Genomic DNA, 16,109 nt, shown 5'->3' with positions numbered 1-16,109 from the left:
TCCGGTTCGTCATCGGACCTCGTTCACGGAGTCGCCGTGGACGAGCAGCATCAGGACGTCCGCGATCAGGTGCGGCCGGTCGCCGCACCGTTCGGACTCGTACACCGCACGGATGTTGACCAGGTTCACGCCCTCACGGCGCTCGGTGATGTCGGTGAGGGTCAGCCGGGCGCGGATCCGGTCGCCGATCAGGACCGGGTTGATGAACCGGACGCGGTCCAGGCCGTAGTTGAGCATGCGCTCGTTGGCGGTCTGCACCATCGGGAACCCCATGTCGCCCATGAAGTGCGACGCGAGGGACAGCAGGAAGTAGCCGTGCGCGATGGTCCTGCCCCACGGTCCGGTCCTGGCCCACTCCGGGTCGTTGTGCATGTAGTCCCAGTCGTGGGTGATGCGCGAGAAGTCGTCGATGTCCGCCTGGGCGACGTCGAACCAGCCCGAGACATGGACCTCGGACCCGATCTGCGGGCGCAGCCGGTCGACGAGCGGTGTCTCGCCGGCCTCCGGTACGGCGTCCGGCTTCTCCGTCCTCGAACTCACTCGTCCTCCTCCTTTCGTGCCGCCCGGATCAGGGCGAGTGCTTCGGTGCGGACCGCTTCCAGGGCGCCCTTGTCGGCCAGCAGGAAGAGCAGGACCGCGTCGGCGACTTCGACGCTGATCTCCTGGGGCTCGAAACTGTCGGCGTCCTCCCACAGCGCGACGCTGTCGGCGATGCCGAAGACGACGCTGCGGGCGATGGCCTCGTCGCGACAGGCGAAGGCCGCGCTCTTCAGACCTTGGGAGATGAACTGCGCGTATCCGTCGAACAGTTGCGTGCGCAGCGCCCAGAACCTGTCGAAGCGCTCCGTCCTGGCGTTGTTGAGGAACTGAAGGGTGGTCATGTTGGTGTCGGAGCTCGCCATGTTGAGCACGTCTCCGAAGGCCAGCGCGTACAGCTTGGCCGCCGGCGCGGCATCCAGCACTTCGAGGTTCGCGAGCAGCTCGGTGGTGGGGGTGATGAGGTTCTCGAGCAACTCGGCGAGCAGGTCCTCCTTGGTCCTGAAGTAGTGGAACATCGAGGGCTGACGCAGACCGACCTGTTCGGCGATGGCACGGGTCGAGGTGCCGGCGTACCCGGTACGGCTGAACAGCTCGGCGGCCGCGACCAGGATCGCCTGGCGCGGGTTCTCGTCCTTGGCGGCTCCCGAGGCCCGGGGGCGGCCGAGCCTGGTGGTGTTCCGGGCGGCGGGTGACGTCGACCGCACGGACCGTTCGGGCTTGTCGGGTGTCACCGGCCGGCCGGCCTGTCCGTGAGTCGGCCCTCGTCCGGAGAACGACCTGCCACCTCGTCCAGGGTGACCGAGTCCGCACCGGCGGCGTGGCGGCGCAGCCTCTCCTTGTCCACCTTGCCGACGGGTGTCTGCGGGAAGCGCTCCAGGAGCACGAACCGCTTGGGCACCTTGTAGTTGGCGAGCTGCCCTCGCAGGTGATCGCGCAGTTCCTCCTCCGTCGTCGACTCGCGTCCCGGGGCCAGAACGAGGTAGGCGACGCCGACCTCCTGGTAGAGCTCGTCCGGGGCCGGGACGACGACGGACATCTCCACGGCCGGGTGAGCGTCGAGCACCGCCTCGATCTCCATCGGGTACAGGTTGTATCCGCCGGACTTGAACATCTCCTTGGCCCTGCCGACCATCGCCAGGAACCCGTCGGGGCGCTGGACGGCGAGGTCGCCGGTGCGGAGCCAGCCGTCCTGCGTGTACAGGTCCCTCGTGGCCTCGGCCCGACCCCAGTAGCCGGGGCTGACCCCTACGCCGGTCGCCTGGATCTCGCCCGGAGTGCCCACCGGCACGACGTTGCCGTCGGGGTCGGCGAGCCGTACCGGGAAGATCGGGCTCGGTCGGCCGATCGTCGCCTGGCACTGTTCGTCGGTGGCGTCGGTCGGGGTGAAGATCAGCGGCCCCATCGTCTCGGTCTGACCGAAGTCGGTGCCGGCTCGCGGAGCCAGCGACTTCAGGAGCCGCAGGAGCTTGTCGGGGATGGCCGCGCCGCCCCACCAGATGAACTCGAGACTGGACAGGTCGTGCTCGCTCAGATCCACGTCACGGAACATGAGCTGGAAGTGCGTGACGAGGCCGGGCAGGTAGGTGAGCTTCTCCCGCTCGATCAGCGAGAGGATCGCCGGGGCGTCGAAGTCCTCCAGGGGGTACATGGTGCCGCCGGCGACGACGGTGAGAGACGCGACGTCCCCGAGACCGGCCAGGTGGTTGATCGTGAAGTAGGCCGGGACCTTGAGCCAGTCCATGTAGCGCTGGTCGTAGGTGTGCCAGTAGTTGTACGCCAGGCCCTTCTGGGTGAGGATCGCCCCCTTCGGGACCCCTGTCGTGCCGGACGTGTACACGATGGTGGCGGCGTCGTCGGGCTGCACCGAGGCGACCAGGGCCTGGACGGCCTCCTGGTGCCGGAGATCCGCGGGGACGAAGTCGTCCAGGCCGGCCCCGCCGCGCGCCTTGGGCGTGAAGAGCGCCACCGTCGTCCCGGGCCGACGGGCGAGGACCGCGTCGACGACACCGGCCACGTCCGCGCAGCCTTCCTGGGTCGCCGCGAGGAAGACGGTCGGCGTCGAGTCGTCGACGACGTGGAGGACTTCCGCCTCGACGTACTTGGGGTTCACTCCGACGAAGGTCGCGCCGATCCGCACACAGGCCAGGTAGCACAACAGGCTCTCGACGCTGGGCGCGGCCCATACGGCGATCCGGCTCCCCCGGGTCACACCGTGGCTCACCAGCGCGTCCGCGATCGCGTCGAGTCGGTCCGGGAGCTCGCCCCACGTGACCCTCTCCTCGCCCGAGACCAGGACCTCGCGCGTCGCGCGGTGCCGCGCGTTGAAAACGATGTGGTCCGCCAGGCGCGGCAGCATCGGGGGCCTCGCCCGAAGGGGCGTGGCGGCACTGGGTGAGGACCGCATGTGCATCCTTTCTATTGATTGATAGAAAAGAGAATGTATCGTGATCCGGGTCACGGTCAAGGGTGCCGCCACCTTCTCCCCGCGCAACGAGTGGATGTAAACAGCTCGGATCGGGCACGTATATTCTGATGATTAGTCGCGTCCAGAGCCTTGTGAGGCAATAAAACTCGGACTAGCGTGCGGCCACCTGCCTATACGGCGTCGTAGGAGGATCCCCATGCCTGAGTCACACACCGAGGTACGCGGCACGCAGCCGGAGGCTGACAAACCCGCCCTCAAACGCGAGTTCACTTACGCCTCCACCGTCGCCCTGGCCTTCGGCTTCATCTCGCCGATCGTCGCCCTCTACACGATCTTCGGACTCGTGCTCACGGCGGGCGGCGCCGCCTTCTGGTGGGGCCTGCTCATCGCCCTGGGCTTCCAGCTGGCGGTCGCGTTCGTCTTCGCCGAGCTGGTCTCCGTGTGGCCACTCGCCGGAGGCGTCTACCAGTGGACACGCGCATTGGTAGGAAACGGCCCGGGCTGGTTCGCCGGCTGGTTCTACACCTGGACGCTGGTGAGCGGTCTGGGAGCGGTGTCCTTCGGCGGCGGCGCGTATCTGAACGCGTTGATCGGCGTCGACAGTCCGACGACTCTCCAGAGCGCCATGGCGGGGCTCGCGATCATGCTGGTGGCGACGCTCGCCAACACCGTCGGGCGCAAGGCGATGAAGATCCTCATCGCGGGTTCGATCGTCGCCGAGCTGGTCGGGTCCGTCCTGATCGGCACCTACCTGCTGATCTGGCAGCACAACAACGACTTCTCGGTCCTCTTCGCCTCGCAGGGCGCCGACCACGGCAAGAGCTATCTGCTGGGCGGGGCGTTCGCCGCGGTGATGGCGCTGGTGGGCTTCTCGTTCTTCGGCTTCGAGAGCGCGGGATCGATCGCCGAGGAAGTGCGCTCGGCCCGGCGGGTGGCCCCGCGCGCGCTGATCGTCTCCCTCGTGCTGGTCGGTGCCGTCGTCGCGTACAGCGGTCTCGCCCTGATCCTCGCCGTGCCGGACCTGAAGGCGGTCGTCGCCGGGCAGAGCGCCGACCCGGTGGTGGAGACCCTCACCCACGCCCTGGGAGACGGAGTCGCCAAACCGCTGTTCGCACTGTTCCTGATCGGCTTCCTCGCCGCGGCCGTCGCCGTCCAGGCGGGAGCGTCGCGGGTGGTCTTCGGCCTCGCCCGGGACAACGCCATCCCCGCGTCGAAGACGCTCGGCCGGCTCTCCCAGCGGGACGGTCTGCCGATCAACGCCATCGTCCTGACCGGTGTCCTCGTCGGGCTCCTGTACCTGCTGAGCGGCTCGAACATCTACGTCACCCTGATCGGATTCGTCACGGGCGGCTTCTTCGTCACCTTCCTCTTCCCCTCCATCGCCGCCCTGGTGACCCGCCTCAAGGGGCGCTGGCACCCGGGTTCGTTCAGCCTCGGCAGGTGGGGGCTGCCGCTCAACATCGTGATCGTGGTCTGGCTCGTGGTGGCGGGCGTCAACGTCGCCTGGCCGCGGCAGCCCGGGACGGCCTGGTACGTCAACTGGGCGGTGCCTCTCGGTGTGCTCGTGGTGAGCGTCGCCGGAGCGGTGGTCTACCGCTCGCGCCGCGATCTCATGAAGGTCCACGAGCGGCTGGACATGCGGCAGGCGGCGGCTGTCGTGGACGACTGATCAGGATGTTCACCGCGGCCGTCGCACGGCTTCGGACCTGCGCGTGCTCAGGGCAGGGCCTGCCGGACCGATGTCTCCACGTACAGGGCCCGGACCGGGCGCTCGGAGCGGTTGCGCCAGGTCCACGCCAGGCCCGGCGGCAGAGTGATCGCGTCCCCGGTGGTGAGCTGCACGTCCGGCCGACCGTGGAGTTCAAAGTCCAGGACGCCTTCGAGGACGTACAGAAAAGTGGTGCCGGGGCGGTCGGTCGGGGCGTTCCCGGAGGCCGTGCCCGGCGGCACGAGGAGAAGCGCGGGCTCCAGTCCGAGACCGGGGGCGGCCAGCTCCTCCCAGATCACTCCCGACAGGTCGGTCCGGCTTCCGGACTCGCTGCGCACCACCAGGTCGTCGCTGGACTCGCTCGGCCCCAGGTCGCGGGCCGAGACGTCCAGCGCGCTCGCCAGCCGGCTCACCACGGCAAAGGTGAGGGCGGAGTCACCGCGCTCGATCGCCGCGAGGTGCGAGCGCGAGAGGCCGACCCGGTCCGCGAGCTCCTGCTGGGTGAGGGACCGGTGCCGGCGCAGTTCCCGGATCCTCGTACCGAGCCCGCCGGTCGAGGGCGGCGACAGGTCCGCGAGCGCGGTGGGAGCGACCCCATGGCGGTCTCGGAGCTGCGCCACCTGCCGCGCACGGTCGATGTCGCTCTGGGTGTAGTACCGCTGACCACCGGGACTCCGCGTCGGGGTGACCAGGCCGTTCTGCTCCCACACGCGCAGCGTCTGGGGGCTGACGCCCACCGCGGACGCGACGTCACTGATGCGGAACCGGCGGGGCGGTCGGCCTTCGGGAGGCATGCGGCACTCCTGCGGGTGGTCGGGCGACGGGGGCGTAGGGGCGCGGACATCCTCGCAGGTGATTCAGCCCAGCCGGTGGGCGGCACCCGTCACGCGGATGCCCGCGTCCCCTGCCGGGACGGCGACGCGGATCAGGCTCGGCGCCCCCATTTCGACTCCCTGGACGATGGTGACGTCCGCGGGCGGCCGCACCAGCCCGTAGTGCCGGAGGTAGGCCCCCAACGCGGCGGCGGCCGCTCCCGTGGCGGGGTCCTCCACCACGCCCCCGACGGGGAAGGGATTCCTCGACCGGAACTCTGTCGGAGCCGTGCGGTGCACCAACTGCAGGGTTGTCAGGCCGTGTTCGAGCATCAGCGACCGGACCCCGGCGAAGTCGTAGGCGAGGCTCTCCAGAGTGGACAGGCTCACCGTCCCCAGGACCAGGTGCCAGGCCCCCGCGTAGCTCAGGGCCGGCGCCAGGACCGGGTCGAGGTCCTCGGGCGACCAGCCCAGGAGGGGAAGCAGGGCATCCAGGAGCGAGACCGGTGCCGGGGTGACCTTCGGCGTGACCGAGGTCAGCGTGGCGGTGGCACTCCCGCCTTCCACGGCGGCCTCGACGTGCACGGAACCGGCCTTGGTCCGGAACTCGAAGGAGGCGGGGCCCCGGGCCTCGGCGAGCGCGACAGCGGTGGCGATCGTGGCGTGCCCGCAGAAGTCGACCTCGGCGTCCGGGCTGTAGTACCTGACCTCCGCGACGGTCGCCCCCGGGGCGATGGCCACGAAGGCGGTCTCGGAGTAGCCCACCTCGGCCGCCACCCGCTGCATGGTCGCGGGGTCCGGCAGGGACTCCCCGATGACGACACCCGCGGGGTTGCCTCCCGTGCCGTCGTGGCTGAAGGCGCTGATGCGCTGAACGTCCATGACGGGAGTCTGCCGGACCCAACAAGCTACCGTCAAGGTGGAGACATACTTACCGTCGCTCTATAGAATATGGCTTCACCACTGCCGTGGACACGGCTCGGTGTGCCCGGCACACCGCCTGTTTGCCGCCACCGATCCCTGGAGGTTCGTGAGCATGTCCGGCGACCGTCTGATAGCGACCGAAGAAGACGTGGATCTGGCCTACCGTCGGGCCTGGTTCCCGGTGACCCGTAGTCAGGACCTCGCGGGCGGCCCGCAGCAGGTGAAGCTGCTCGGCCAGGAACTCGTCGCGTACCGGGCGGAGGACCGCTCCGTCCGCGTGACCCGCAACCGCTGCGCCCACCGCGGGGCCTACCTGCACACGGGCAAGGTGGTCGGCGGGGACATCCAGTGCCCGTACCACGGCTGGCGTTTCAACGGCCTGGACGGCAAGTGCACCCTGGTGCCGTCGTCGGGCCCCGACAAGCCGGTTCCGCCCGGGGCGGTGATCGACGCCTTCCCCGCCATCGAGCGGTTCGGGCTCGTGTGGACCTGTCTCGACCCCGGCTATCAGGAGTTCCCCGACTTCGACTTCCTCGCCGACTGGGAGAACTGGGCCAACGGCAACGGCGACCCGATCCCCGTGGGATGCGGCATCCGGCACACGGTGGAGAACTTCCGCGACGTGGCGCACTTCGCCTTCGTCCACGTGCGGACGATGGGCGAGATGGACCCCCTCGTCGAGCCGCTCACCGTGAGCCGTGAGGGCTACACGATGGTCATGGAGCGGGGCTACAACGTGGCCGGCGGCTTCGAGGAGATCTGGCACGACAGCATGGTCTTCACCTACTACGTCCGCCCGCCCGCGTTGATCTGTCTCAAGATGGAGGGCGACGAGGGCATCCGCTACACCGTGCACGCGGCCCAGCCGGTGGACGACACCCGGTCGATCATCTACTTCGCCACCGCGGCCACCCCGTCGTGGACCGGCGTCCCGATCGCCGAGGCGGTCCGGCACGAGCACATCATCTACTCCGAGGACACCCCGATCATCTCCCAGCTGGAACCGCGCGAGGCACCGCTGTTCGGCACCGCCGGTCTCGTGCACAGCCCCGCGGACAAGTTCACGCTCGGATACCGGCGCGCCTTCGCGGAGTGGGCGCGGGACCTGGCGGCGGCCGGGAAACCCGAACCGTCCGAACTCACCTCCGCGACGACCGGCTGACCGCGATGCGCTTCCTCTACCTCGTCGTCGACGACCTGGGCGCCGACGAGACCGAGATGACCCGGCTCGCCGAGCGTGGGCGGGCCCTCGTCGGCCCGGACGACGTCTTCGACGTCACCAAAATCCGGATCGGGCCGGGCTACTTCTACGAGTCCGTCGTAGGCGGCGCTCTGGTCGTGCCCGGTGTCCTGCACGCGGTGAGCCGACACGGCGCGGACTACGACGCGATCATCCTGGGCTGCGCCACCGACCCGGGTCTCGACGCCGCCCGGAGCGTCACCGACTGCGCCGTCATCGGCGGCGGCGAGGCCTCGGTCGTCCTGTCCGCCCTCGTCGGGCGCACGTTCGGCGTGGTCACCATCGCCGAGTCGGCCATCCCTGAGCTCCGGGCGCAGATCCGCCGGGTGGGGGCCGAATCCCGGTGCGTGGGCGTCGAGAGCATCGAGACGCCCTTCGCGGACGTCGACCGCAAGTACGAGCAGGCACTGGAAGCCGTTACACAGCAGGCGGTCGCGCTTCGCTACCGAGGTGCCGAATCGATCGTCCTGTCCTGCATGAGCTTCGGCTTCACGGCGATGGCCAAGGACGTGTCCGCCCTGATCGGGATCCCTGTGATCGATCCGGTCCGCGCGGCCGTGGCCGCCGGTCGCGCGCAGGCGACCATCGGGGCACGGGTCAGTCGGCAGGCCGTCCCACGACTGGAGAACCCCGGCTTCCTCCACGACTACCTCGACCGCCTCGCACAGCTGTCTCTCGACAGCGGGCTCACCGGATACGCGCCGGACCTCCCCGAGACCGAGACCGAGACCATGCCCGCGCAGAGCAGGAAGGACCGTCATGCCTGACACCCTCCGCATCGACCGGATGCCGATGACCCGCTACGCCGAACTCATCGCGTCCACCCCCGTCATCCTCCCCATCGGGGCGACCGAGCAGCACGGCCCCCACCTCCCCCTGGGCACCGACGCCCTCTGTGTCACCGCGATCGCCGACCTCGTCGGGGCGGCGAGCGGCGCGCTCGTGGCGCCGACGCTCAACTACGGCTCGCGCAGCGTGCCCCGCTCGGGCGGCGGCGAGGAGTTCCCCGGCACCACCGGACTGTCGCTCAACGCGACGGTCACCACTCTCATGGAGCTGCTGGACCAGTTCGCCGACGACGGCGCCCGCCACGTCTGCGTCCTGTCCGGGCACTACGAGAACACGGCCGCGATCCACGAGGCCTCCTTCCAGGTGACCGCGCGGCGCGCGGACCTCAAGGTCGTGACGGTCCTGTGGCCCGACCTGCTCACCCCGGAGACACTGCGCAAGGTCTACCCGGAGGACCTCGAATACCCCGGCCTGGACCTGGAGCACGCGGCGTTCCTGGAGACGTCGGTGATGATGCACCTGTACCCGGACCTCGTCGATCTCGACCTGGCCCCGTCGGCGGAGCTGGCCGCGTTCCCGCCCTACGACGTCTACCCGACCCCCTCCGGCCTCGTCCCCTCCTCGGGCTGCCTCGCACCCAGCACCGGAGCCAGCGCGGACGCGGGCAAAGCGATCATCACCGAGTGCGTCACCGGCATCGCGTCGGTCGTCACGACCGAACTCGGCCAGTAACCGAACCCCCATCGACCCCTGGAAACGAGTACGCCATGAACCTCGTCGAGGACGCCACCGCCCCGGACAAGACCTTCCTCAACGCCCCGTACATCGCAGACCCGGCCGAACTGAGCACGCCGTACGCCTTCTTCGGCATCCCGTTCGGTGTGCCGTACCACGCCGTCGACCTCACCGCGTGCGCCGGTGGCGCCGACGTCGTGCGGGCGCAGTCCTTCGTGCGGCCCTACGCGCTGAACTGGGACCACTACGACTTCGACTTCGACGACGTCCTCTTCCCCGACAACAAACCGACCGTCACCGACCTCGGGGCGGTACCGACCGACATCCGAAACCCCGACTCGGTCTGGGACACCGGGATCGGCTTCGTGAAGTCGGTCGTAGCGCGCGGGGCCGTGCCGCTCGTCGTCGGCGGGTTCGACTCGATACCGCCGATCGTCGGCGGCGGCTTCGAGCACGAGACGATCAACGTGCTGCACGTCGACTCGCATCTGGACTTCCGCGAGGAGCGCTACGGCGTCACGCGGGGCTACTCCAGCCCGATCCGCCGGCTGCGGGAGTTCCCGTGGGTACAGGACGTCGTCCAGGTGGGCATGCGCGGCATCGGCAGCGCCCGTCGCGGCGAGGTCGAGGACGCGCGCGCCGCGGGCAACCGCATCGTGACGGCCTGGGAACTCCACGAGCGGGGCGCCCAGTGGCTGCTCGACTCGCTGACGAGTCCCGGACGGTGGCTCATCACCGTCGACTGCGACGGCATGGACACCTCCATCGCGCCCGGCGTCGGCGCGCGCGAGCCGGGCGGGCTCACGTTCCAGGAGATGCGGACCCTGGTGGCCGGGCTGGCCCGGCGCGGCAAGGTCGCCGGTGTCGTGTTCACGGAGTACCAGCCCGGCCTCGACATCCAGGACATCACCGCCCAGACGATCCTGCGGCTGATGATGAACGTCATCGGCAACCAGCGCAGCCCCAAGGCGGAGCTCCCCTACGTCGGCGAGTGATCGAACAGACGGCGCCGGGGCCGCGACAGCACGTGTCGGGCGGCCCCGGCGCCGTTCACGTGCCGATCGGTACGGCGCGATAGGCTGACCGGCGACCGAACACAAGCCACCCCGGGTGCCAGGAGGGACCGTCGTCGCCATGTGCGCTGCGATGCCGATGCAAGCCGCCGGCGACGCCGGTCTTCCCGCCGAACTCGACGACATCGACCGCGGGTTGATCAACGCGCTCCTCGAGGACGGGCGGATGACCTTCCGCTCGATGGGCGCACGGGTCGGTCTCGCCGGAGACGCGGTGCGCGAGCGGTACAACCGGCTCGTGGAGGCCGGGATCGTCCGTGTCGTCGGGGTCCCCGACCCGCGGGTCCTCGGCTACCACGCCGCCGCCGCGATCGGTGTGTCCGTGTCGGGCCAGGTCAGGGCCGCCGCACAGGAACTCGCGAAGATCCCGGAGGTCTCGCTCGTGGCCTCCACCATGGGCACCTTCGACGTGATCTTCGAGATCCTCGCCCGCGACGAGCAGCACCTCGCCGACCTGCTCGACGAACACGTGCGCACGCTCGAAGCGGTCCACGCGGGCCTCACCACGATGCTGTACCTCGACGTCCTCAAGTGGTCCTTCGCCCACTCGCCCCAGGCGACCCTGTCCCTGGCGACGACCCCGAGTCCGACGGTCGACGAGGTGGACCGCCGTCTGATGACGGCGCTTCAGACCGACGGCCGGCTGCCGTACACCGATCTCGCCGATCAGCTCGGCATGAGCTACGCGAACGCGCGTCGCCGGACGATGCATCTGATCTCCTCGGGCGCCGTCAAGATCACCACCTCGGTCAACCGGCTCTCGATGGGGGTCGCCACCATGGCCGCGGTCTGCATCCGGGTGGAGGGCAGGAAGTGCGTCGACGTCGCCGAGGACATCGCCGCCCTCCCCGAGGTGGAGGTCATCATCCAGACGCTGGGGCGCTTCGACCTGCTGGTCGAGATCGCCTGTCGTGACCGCTCGCACCTGCGCGGTGTCATCAGTGACGGCATCCGCGGCATCGACGGTGTCACCAGCACCGAGACGTTCGTCTACACGAGCCTCCAGCGGCTGCCCGTCCAGTGGGGCGTCGACACCCTCAGTCAGGTACTCCGGCCGGCCTGACCGGTGCGGCGACGGCTACCCCGTCGGGCGTGTCATCACCGAGATCTGCAGCGCGGCCCACAGGTTCAGCCGGGCTGTCGGGTCGTCGAGATCCACTCCGAGCGCCTGCTCGATCTCCCGGACCCGGGAACGAACGGTGTTGCGGTGCATGTCCATCTCACGGGCGACGGAATGGATTCGCCCGTGGTTCCTGAGGAACGACGTAGCCAGCCGGGTCAGGTCCGCCCGCCCGGTCGCCGTGCCGTCCAGGCGGCCGAGCAGCTCCTGGGAGAAGGTCTCCCGCGCCTCGACGCTCACCAGTGACGTCAGCCCCGAGGCGCTCAGGTCCTCCCAGACGACGACGGGTCTCGCGGCAGACGCCTGTTCGACCGCGAACCCCGCCGTCGAGAAGGCCCTCCGCGCGTCGTCGGGACGCACCGCGCAGCCGACTCCCACGTGCAGGCCCGGTCGGGCGAGCCCCGAGGCCAGTTCACCCGCCTCCGGGCTCGCGGTGATCACGCGCAGTTCCCCGCCCTCGGCGGACATCGCCGCGAGATGCCAGAGCTCGTCGCTCCCGGACTCGATGGCCGCGTGCGCCCGGCGCAGTTCCTCCCCCTCACCGCGCACCCGGAGGACGGTGATGCGGCGCGGCAGCCGGAGGTCGTCCCCGGTCGGGGTGGCCGCCGACAGCACGAGCTCCGACGCCCGGACCTCCCCCTCCAGCAGGAGATCGAACACATGGCGGCTGACCTTGCGAGCGGCCTCCCGCCGCTCGAAGCGCCGCTCAAGCTCCAGGCTCAGAAGAGCCGTCGCCGTCTGTACGGCCGCGCGCTGGTACTCCGACATCGCCGCGCTCGTGGCCACCGCGAAGTACGCCTCCGGGGGTTCGTGCAGGCCCACGGCCTGGAGCGTCACGTGCGTCGGAGGTGACACCCAGCCGGCCGTGGCCGCGAGACCCCGGGAGCGAAGGGCGCTCACCTGGTCACGGACCTCCGGCAGTACGGCATTGTGCGCGTTCGCGGTGCCCGCCCTCGCGAGGATGCTCCCGTCGGGGCCGAGCACCCAGACCCTTCCGCGCACATGGGAGGCGAGTTCGTCCGCGATCGAGCGCGCGGCGTCACGCCGACGCGCCGCCCGGGCGAGTCGTCGCTGGAGTGCGACGGCCTCACGCGCCTCGTGCCGCTCACGGTCCTGGATCAGACCGGCGACCGCCTGACTGACGGAGACGAAGCTCGTCACCATGGGGACCTCCAGCAGGTTCAGCCCCACCTCCTGGCAGGCGGTCACGAGCCCACGGGGGACGGAACCGTGCGTCAGCGCCGGCCCGGTCGCGAAACCCAGCGCCGAGATCCGTGACCCGACGAGGTCCCGGACATACGCCCGCCAACGATCGGTGTCCCAGCCCGCGGTCGGCAGGCCGGTGCACAGGAGCAGCTCTCCCCCCTCCAGGAAGGGCGCCGGCTCCGACAGCTCGTTCGTCGCCACCCAGCGCACCTGCGCCTCGGGGTGGGGACACGAGACGACCAGCAGTTCCACCGGCGTTCTCAGCACATCGGCCACACTCACCATGGTGGCGATTATGCACCCTGGGCCCTGCATTCCCTGTGCGGTTTGACCACCCCTCGAAGGCGATCCGGGTCCTACTGTCAGCGCAACGGAACCGGCACGGCCGGACGACCCGAGAAGCCAACGTGCGAGGGGCTCCGAACCGATGATCAAGCTCGCCCGGCGTGTACCTCACCCGGCACCCTCTCCTGTCGACAGACGGCTCGATGCCGCCTCCCGCCCGGGGACCCGCCCGTGAGGCGCCCGGCCCCGGTGCGCTCCCTGCTCGCTGTCCCGGCCTCCAGCCCGAAGCTCCTGGACTCCGCCCTGCGGCGACCGGCCTCCGCGCTGATGGTCGACCTGGAGGACGGTGTGGCCCCGGAGGACAAGGACGCCGCCCGCGCCAACGCCTCGGCGTTTCTCGCGCAGGCCCCCTCCGTCACGGTCACCGTGCGCGTCAACGACCCCGAGTCGGTCACCGGCCGGTCGGACCTGCGCATGCTCGACGCGCACGCCGGAGCGGTCGCGGCCGTGGTCCTGCCGAAGGCCACCGCGGATCGCGCCACGTCCCTGCTGGACCGGGGCTCCTTCTCCGTGATCGCTCTCATCGAGACCCCGGAGGGCGTCGAGGACGCCTTGCGGATCGCGCGCCAGGCGGGCGTGGTCGGCCTCATGTTCGGCAGCGTCGACTACACCGCCGAGCTCACCGCGGTGGGCGGCTGGCACGCGAGCGACCTCGGCTGGGCCAAGGGCCGCATCGTCAACGCCGCCGCGGCGGGCGGTGTGTGGGCGCTGGCGGGGCCGAGCACCGTCCTGGAGGACGGTCCCGAGCTGAGCGCGGACATCGAGACGGACCGTTCTCTCGGTTTCGCGGGCAAGCTGTGCATCCACCCGGCCCAGCTCGCCCGCGTCAACGACGGCTTCGCGCCGTCGGACGAGCAGATCGGCTGGGCCCGGCGCGTCCTGGAGGCCGCCGAGGGCTCCGTCGGCGGCGCGATCCGGGTCGACGGCCGGATGGTCGACAAACCCGTCGTCGACCGCGCACGCCTCATCGTCGACAGCGTCAGCAAGGAAGTCCAGCCATGAACGACCCCGTTGCCGCGCCCTACGCGGACGACTTCGTCCTCGGCACTCCCCTGCCGTTGGCCCCGTCGATCACCCTCGACGCCGGCCTCGCCGCCGTCTACCAGGGCATCACCGGGGACCCGCTCCGGCTCGCCCTGAGCGACGTCGACTCGGCGAACACGGCGGGCGCCGGGGGACGCGTCGTGAACCCCGGCCTCGTGCTCCAGGTGGCCATCGGCCAGTCCACGGTCGCGACGAAGAGGGTCATCGCCAACCTCTTCTACCGTTCGGTGGCCCTGCACCGTCAGGTGCGCATCGGTGACACCCTCACCACCGAGGTGACACCGGTCGCCCTCGAACTCACCAAGCCGAACCCGCGGGGACGCCGGGCCAAGGTCCTGCTGCGCATGCGGACGACCGACCAACTGGGCCGTGTGGTCGCCGAGTTCGAGCGGCTCGCGCTGCTGCCGTGCCGGGACCCGGACTCCGTCACGGTCGCCGGCACGATCGGCACGGCGACCGACGACACGCCCCTTGACGACTACCTGCGGTTCGTCCCGGACTGGCGGCTCGACAGCTTCCCGACCGCCTTCGACCGGCTCACCGTCGACAGCGACCCGCTGTCGGACACCGTCTCGAACGCGCTTGAACTCGTCCGGCTCACCCAGAACCAGGCGGCGGCACACCGGGACCCGGCCAGGGGCATCGACGGCAAGCGGCTCGTCTACGGCGGTCACGCCATCGGACTCGCTCAGGCCTCGCTGGGGCGGGTCGTCCCGGGCCTGGTCACCCTGCTGGGCTGGCGCAGCTGCGACCACCTGGCACCGGTCTTCGAGGGCGACGTCCTCGACTTCCGCCACGAGGAACTGGATCGCCTCGCCGTCGCCCCCGGAGCCGAGGTGATCGGTTTCAGAGTGCTCGTCACCGTCCGGTCGGGCGAACCCGGCGGTGGCGGGCGTGACTCCGAGGTTCTCGACTGGCGGCCGGTCGTGCTCGCCAGGACCCACACCAACGCATCGTCGGGAGGGACGCCGTGAGCGGGCTCAAGCTCCTTGAGGGCATCCGCGTGGTTTCGCTGGAGCAGTTCATCGCCGGGCCGCACTGCACGGAGATCCTGTGCGACGCGGGCGCGGAGGTGATCAAGGTCGAGCGGCCTGGGTCGGGGGACCCCCGCCGTACCTACGAGCCGCGCCTCGGCCCGGCCGACGACTATGTGAGCGGCGGCTTCGCCTCGTACAACCGGGGGAAGCGCTCGGTCGAGATCGACCTGACGACCGAGCAGGGACGCGACGCCGTGTTCGACCTGCTCGCGCAGGCGGACGTCTTCGTGTGCAACAACCGGCCCGGCTCGCTCGACCGGCTGGGACTCGGCGCCGATGTCCTGCGCCAGAGGTTCCCGCGGCTGGTCGTGTGCGAGATCTCGGGCTTCGGTGTCTCCGGCGGCCCGTACGCGGAGTGGCCGGCCTTCGACTCGGTCATCCAGGCGATGAGCGGCCTGAGCAGCCTGATCGGCCCCACCGCCGACGGTCCGCCGGACCTCGCCCCGATGGGGACCATGGACCTGCTGTCCGGCATCTACGCGGCGCTCGGCGTCCTGGCCGCACTGGTACGGCGGGAACGCACCGGCGAGGGCTCGCACATCGACGCCGCCATGTACGACATCGGCGCCGCGTTCCTGGAGCGCCCGCTCACCCTGCACGAGTACACCGGTGAGGTACCTACCCGGGGGATCGACCGGTTCAGTCCGGTCGGCGCGTTCCGGGCGGGCGACGGCGGCTGGATCTCGATCGTCATCCCCACCGACGAGATGTGGGCGCGTTGCTGCGCGGCGATGGACCGCCCCGACCTGGAGAAGCACCCGGATCTCGACACCACGCTCAAGCGGGCCGACCGGATGACCACGCTCGTCGTGCCGGCCCTTGAGGCCTGGGCGGCGGACATGAACCGCGAGGACGCCGTCGCCAAGCTGCGTGCCGCCGGGCAGCCGGCCGGCATCGTGCAGTCCGTCGACGAGGTCCGCCGCTGTCCCCAGCTCGAACACCGCGCCCTGTTCCGGCCCATGGTCGACGAGCGCCTCAAGCGCGAGGACGGCACCTACCCGGCCCTCCCCCGCCTGCCGCTGCTGTTCGACGGACAGGCCGCCGAACCCGGCATCGTGCCCCGGCTCGGAGCCGACAACCATCTTCTCGACGCCGTGGAAGGCGAGTGACC

The 16,109-nt window shown here is 70.3% G+C and carries 15 protein-coding genes; 9 read left to right on the top strand and 6 right to left on the bottom strand.

What is annotated here, in order from left to right:
- Positions 1–9: 9 nt before the first annotated feature.
- Genes ACFY1L_RS22065 through ACFY1L_RS22055 form a run of 3 tightly spaced genes read right to left on the bottom strand, consistent with a single transcriptional unit; the run spans position 10 to position 2,944 of the window.
- Entirely contained in the window at positions 10–540 is a 531-nt protein-coding gene (locus tag ACFY1L_RS22065) for a MaoC/PaaZ C-terminal domain-containing protein (RefSeq protein WP_388826666.1), read from the bottom strand.
- Positions 537–1,271 (bottom strand): TetR/AcrR family transcriptional regulator, encoded by a 735-nt coding sequence (locus ACFY1L_RS22060; RefSeq protein WP_388826664.1) that lies wholly within the window; start codon positions 1,269–1,271, stop codon positions 537–539. Before ACFY1L_RS22060 ends, ACFY1L_RS22065 begins: the two co-directional genes overlap by 4 nt.
- The gene (locus ACFY1L_RS22055) at positions 1,268–2,944 is read right to left on the bottom strand and encodes a class I adenylate-forming enzyme family protein (protein WP_388826661.1); all 1,677 of its coding nucleotides are present in this window, start codon (positions 2,942–2,944) and stop codon (positions 1,268–1,270) included. Before ACFY1L_RS22055 ends, ACFY1L_RS22060 begins: the two co-directional genes overlap by 4 nt.
- Before the next feature lie 217 nt (positions 2,945–3,161).
- On the opposite strand from ACFY1L_RS22055, the gene ACFY1L_RS22050 reads away from it, so the two are divergent.
- Entirely contained in the window at positions 3,162–4,634 is a 1,473-nt protein-coding gene (locus ACFY1L_RS22050) for an APC family permease (RefSeq protein WP_388826658.1), read from the top strand.
- Positions 4,635–4,681: 47 nt separating this feature from the next.
- On the opposite strand, the gene ACFY1L_RS22045 is transcribed toward ACFY1L_RS22050, so the two are convergent.
- Positions 4,682–5,467 carry a helix-turn-helix domain-containing protein gene (locus ACFY1L_RS22045; protein ID WP_388826655.1) on the bottom strand — a complete coding sequence of 262 codons (786 nt, stop codon included), beginning with the start codon at positions 5,465–5,467 and terminating at the stop codon, positions 4,682–4,684.
- Positions 5,468–5,530: 63 nt separating this feature from the next.
- Positions 5,531–6,367: a PhzF family phenazine biosynthesis protein gene (locus ACFY1L_RS22040; protein WP_388826653.1), complete on the bottom strand. Its 837-nt coding sequence runs from the start codon at positions 6,365–6,367 to the stop codon at positions 5,531–5,533.
- A gap of 154 nt (positions 6,368–6,521) precedes the next feature.
- Here ACFY1L_RS22040 and ACFY1L_RS22035 point away from each other — a divergent pair, with 154 nt between their 5' ends.
- The 5 genes from ACFY1L_RS22035 (at position 6,522) to ACFY1L_RS22015 (ending at position 11,309) form a co-directional block, all read left to right on the top strand.
- The gene (locus tag ACFY1L_RS22035) at positions 6,522–7,571 is read left to right on the top strand and encodes a Rieske 2Fe-2S domain-containing protein (protein ID WP_388826650.1); all 1,050 of its coding nucleotides are present in this window, start codon (positions 6,522–6,524) and stop codon (positions 7,569–7,571) included.
- A gap of 5 nt (positions 7,572–7,576) precedes the next feature.
- Positions 7,577–8,416: an aspartate/glutamate racemase family protein gene (locus tag ACFY1L_RS22030; protein ID WP_388826647.1), complete on the top strand. Its 840-nt coding sequence runs from the start codon at positions 7,577–7,579 to the stop codon at positions 8,414–8,416.
- Complete coding sequence (locus ACFY1L_RS22025; RefSeq protein ID WP_388826644.1) at positions 8,409–9,170, top strand: creatininase; 762 nt, start codon at positions 8,409–8,411, stop codon at positions 9,168–9,170. Before ACFY1L_RS22030 ends, ACFY1L_RS22025 begins: the two co-directional genes overlap by 8 nt.
- 35 nt (positions 9,171–9,205) lie before the next feature.
- Positions 9,206–10,168: an arginase family protein gene (locus tag ACFY1L_RS22020; protein ID WP_388826641.1), complete on the top strand. Its 963-nt coding sequence runs from the start codon at positions 9,206–9,208 to the stop codon at positions 10,166–10,168.
- Between the two features lie 151 nt (positions 10,169–10,319).
- Entirely contained in the window at positions 10,320–11,309 is a 990-nt protein-coding gene (locus tag ACFY1L_RS22015) for an Lrp/AsnC family transcriptional regulator (protein WP_388826638.1), read from the top strand.
- A gap of 15 nt (positions 11,310–11,324) precedes the next feature.
- On the opposite strand, the gene ACFY1L_RS22010 is transcribed toward ACFY1L_RS22015, so the two are convergent.
- Positions 11,325–12,857 carry a PucR family transcriptional regulator gene (locus ACFY1L_RS22010; protein ID WP_388826635.1) on the bottom strand — a complete coding sequence of 511 codons (1,533 nt, stop codon included), beginning with the start codon at positions 12,855–12,857 and terminating at the stop codon, positions 11,325–11,327.
- Positions 12,858–13,088: 231 nt separating this feature from the next.
- Between ACFY1L_RS22010 and ACFY1L_RS22005 the strand changes: the two genes are divergently transcribed.
- The 3 genes from ACFY1L_RS22005 to ACFY1L_RS21995 are packed head-to-tail and all read left to right on the top strand — an operon-like array spanning position 13,089 to position 16,107.
- Positions 13,089–13,919, top strand: coding sequence for an HpcH/HpaI aldolase/citrate lyase family protein (locus ACFY1L_RS22005; RefSeq protein ID WP_388826632.1), 831 nt, complete (start codon positions 13,089–13,091; stop codon positions 13,917–13,919).
- Positions 13,916–14,935, top strand: a complete 1,020-nt coding sequence (locus ACFY1L_RS22000; RefSeq protein WP_388826629.1) for a hypothetical protein — start codon at positions 13,916–13,918, stop codon at positions 14,933–14,935. Before ACFY1L_RS22005 ends, ACFY1L_RS22000 begins: the two co-directional genes overlap by 4 nt.
- A complete protein-coding gene (locus ACFY1L_RS21995) occupies positions 14,932–16,107 on the top strand; it encodes a CaiB/BaiF CoA transferase family protein (protein WP_388826626.1) in 1,176 nt (391 codons plus the stop codon). Before ACFY1L_RS22000 ends, ACFY1L_RS21995 begins: the two co-directional genes overlap by 4 nt.
- Positions 16,108–16,109 lie beyond the last annotated feature (2 nt).

It is taken from the genome of Streptomyces sp. NPDC001663 (assembly GCF_042893105.1).
Taxonomy (GTDB): domain Bacteria; phylum Actinomycetota; class Actinomycetes; order Streptomycetales; family Streptomycetaceae; genus Streptomyces.
Note: the sequence above shows the minus strand (reverse complement) of the source record. Positions and strands in the feature narration are given on the sequence as shown.

Bases quoted from the DNA above. Each gene is read 5' to 3' on its own strand.
- ACFY1L_RS22055 (WP_388826661.1), bottom strand. From the start codon at position 2,944: ATGCGGTCCTCACCCAGTGCCGCCACGCCCCTTCGGGCGAGGCCCCCG.
- ACFY1L_RS22050 (WP_388826658.1), top strand. From the start codon at position 3,162: ATGCCTGAGTCACACACCGAGGTACGCGGCACGCAGCCGGAGGCTGAC.
- ACFY1L_RS22045 (WP_388826655.1), bottom strand. From the start codon at position 5,467: ATGCCTCCCGAAGGCCGACCGCCCCGCCGGTTCCGCATCAGTGACGTC.
- ACFY1L_RS22040 (WP_388826653.1), bottom strand. From the start codon at position 6,367: ATGGACGTTCAGCGCATCAGCGCCTTCAGCCACGACGGCACGGGAGGC.
- ACFY1L_RS22035 (WP_388826650.1), top strand. From the start codon at position 6,522: ATGTCCGGCGACCGTCTGATAGCGACCGAAGAAGACGTGGATCTGGCC.
- ACFY1L_RS22030 (WP_388826647.1), top strand. From the start codon at position 7,577: ATGCGCTTCCTCTACCTCGTCGTCGACGACCTGGGCGCCGACGAGACC.
- ACFY1L_RS22025 (WP_388826644.1), top strand. From the start codon at position 8,409: ATGCCTGACACCCTCCGCATCGACCGGATGCCGATGACCCGCTACGCC.
- ACFY1L_RS22020 (WP_388826641.1), top strand. From the start codon at position 9,206: ATGAACCTCGTCGAGGACGCCACCGCCCCGGACAAGACCTTCCTCAAC.
- ACFY1L_RS22015 (WP_388826638.1), top strand. From the start codon at position 10,320: ATGCCGATGCAAGCCGCCGGCGACGCCGGTCTTCCCGCCGAACTCGAC.
- ACFY1L_RS22010 (WP_388826635.1), bottom strand. From the start codon at position 12,857: ATGGTGAGTGTGGCCGATGTGCTGAGAACGCCGGTGGAACTGCTGGTC.
- ACFY1L_RS22000 (WP_388826629.1), top strand. From the start codon at position 13,916: ATGAACGACCCCGTTGCCGCGCCCTACGCGGACGACTTCGTCCTCGGC.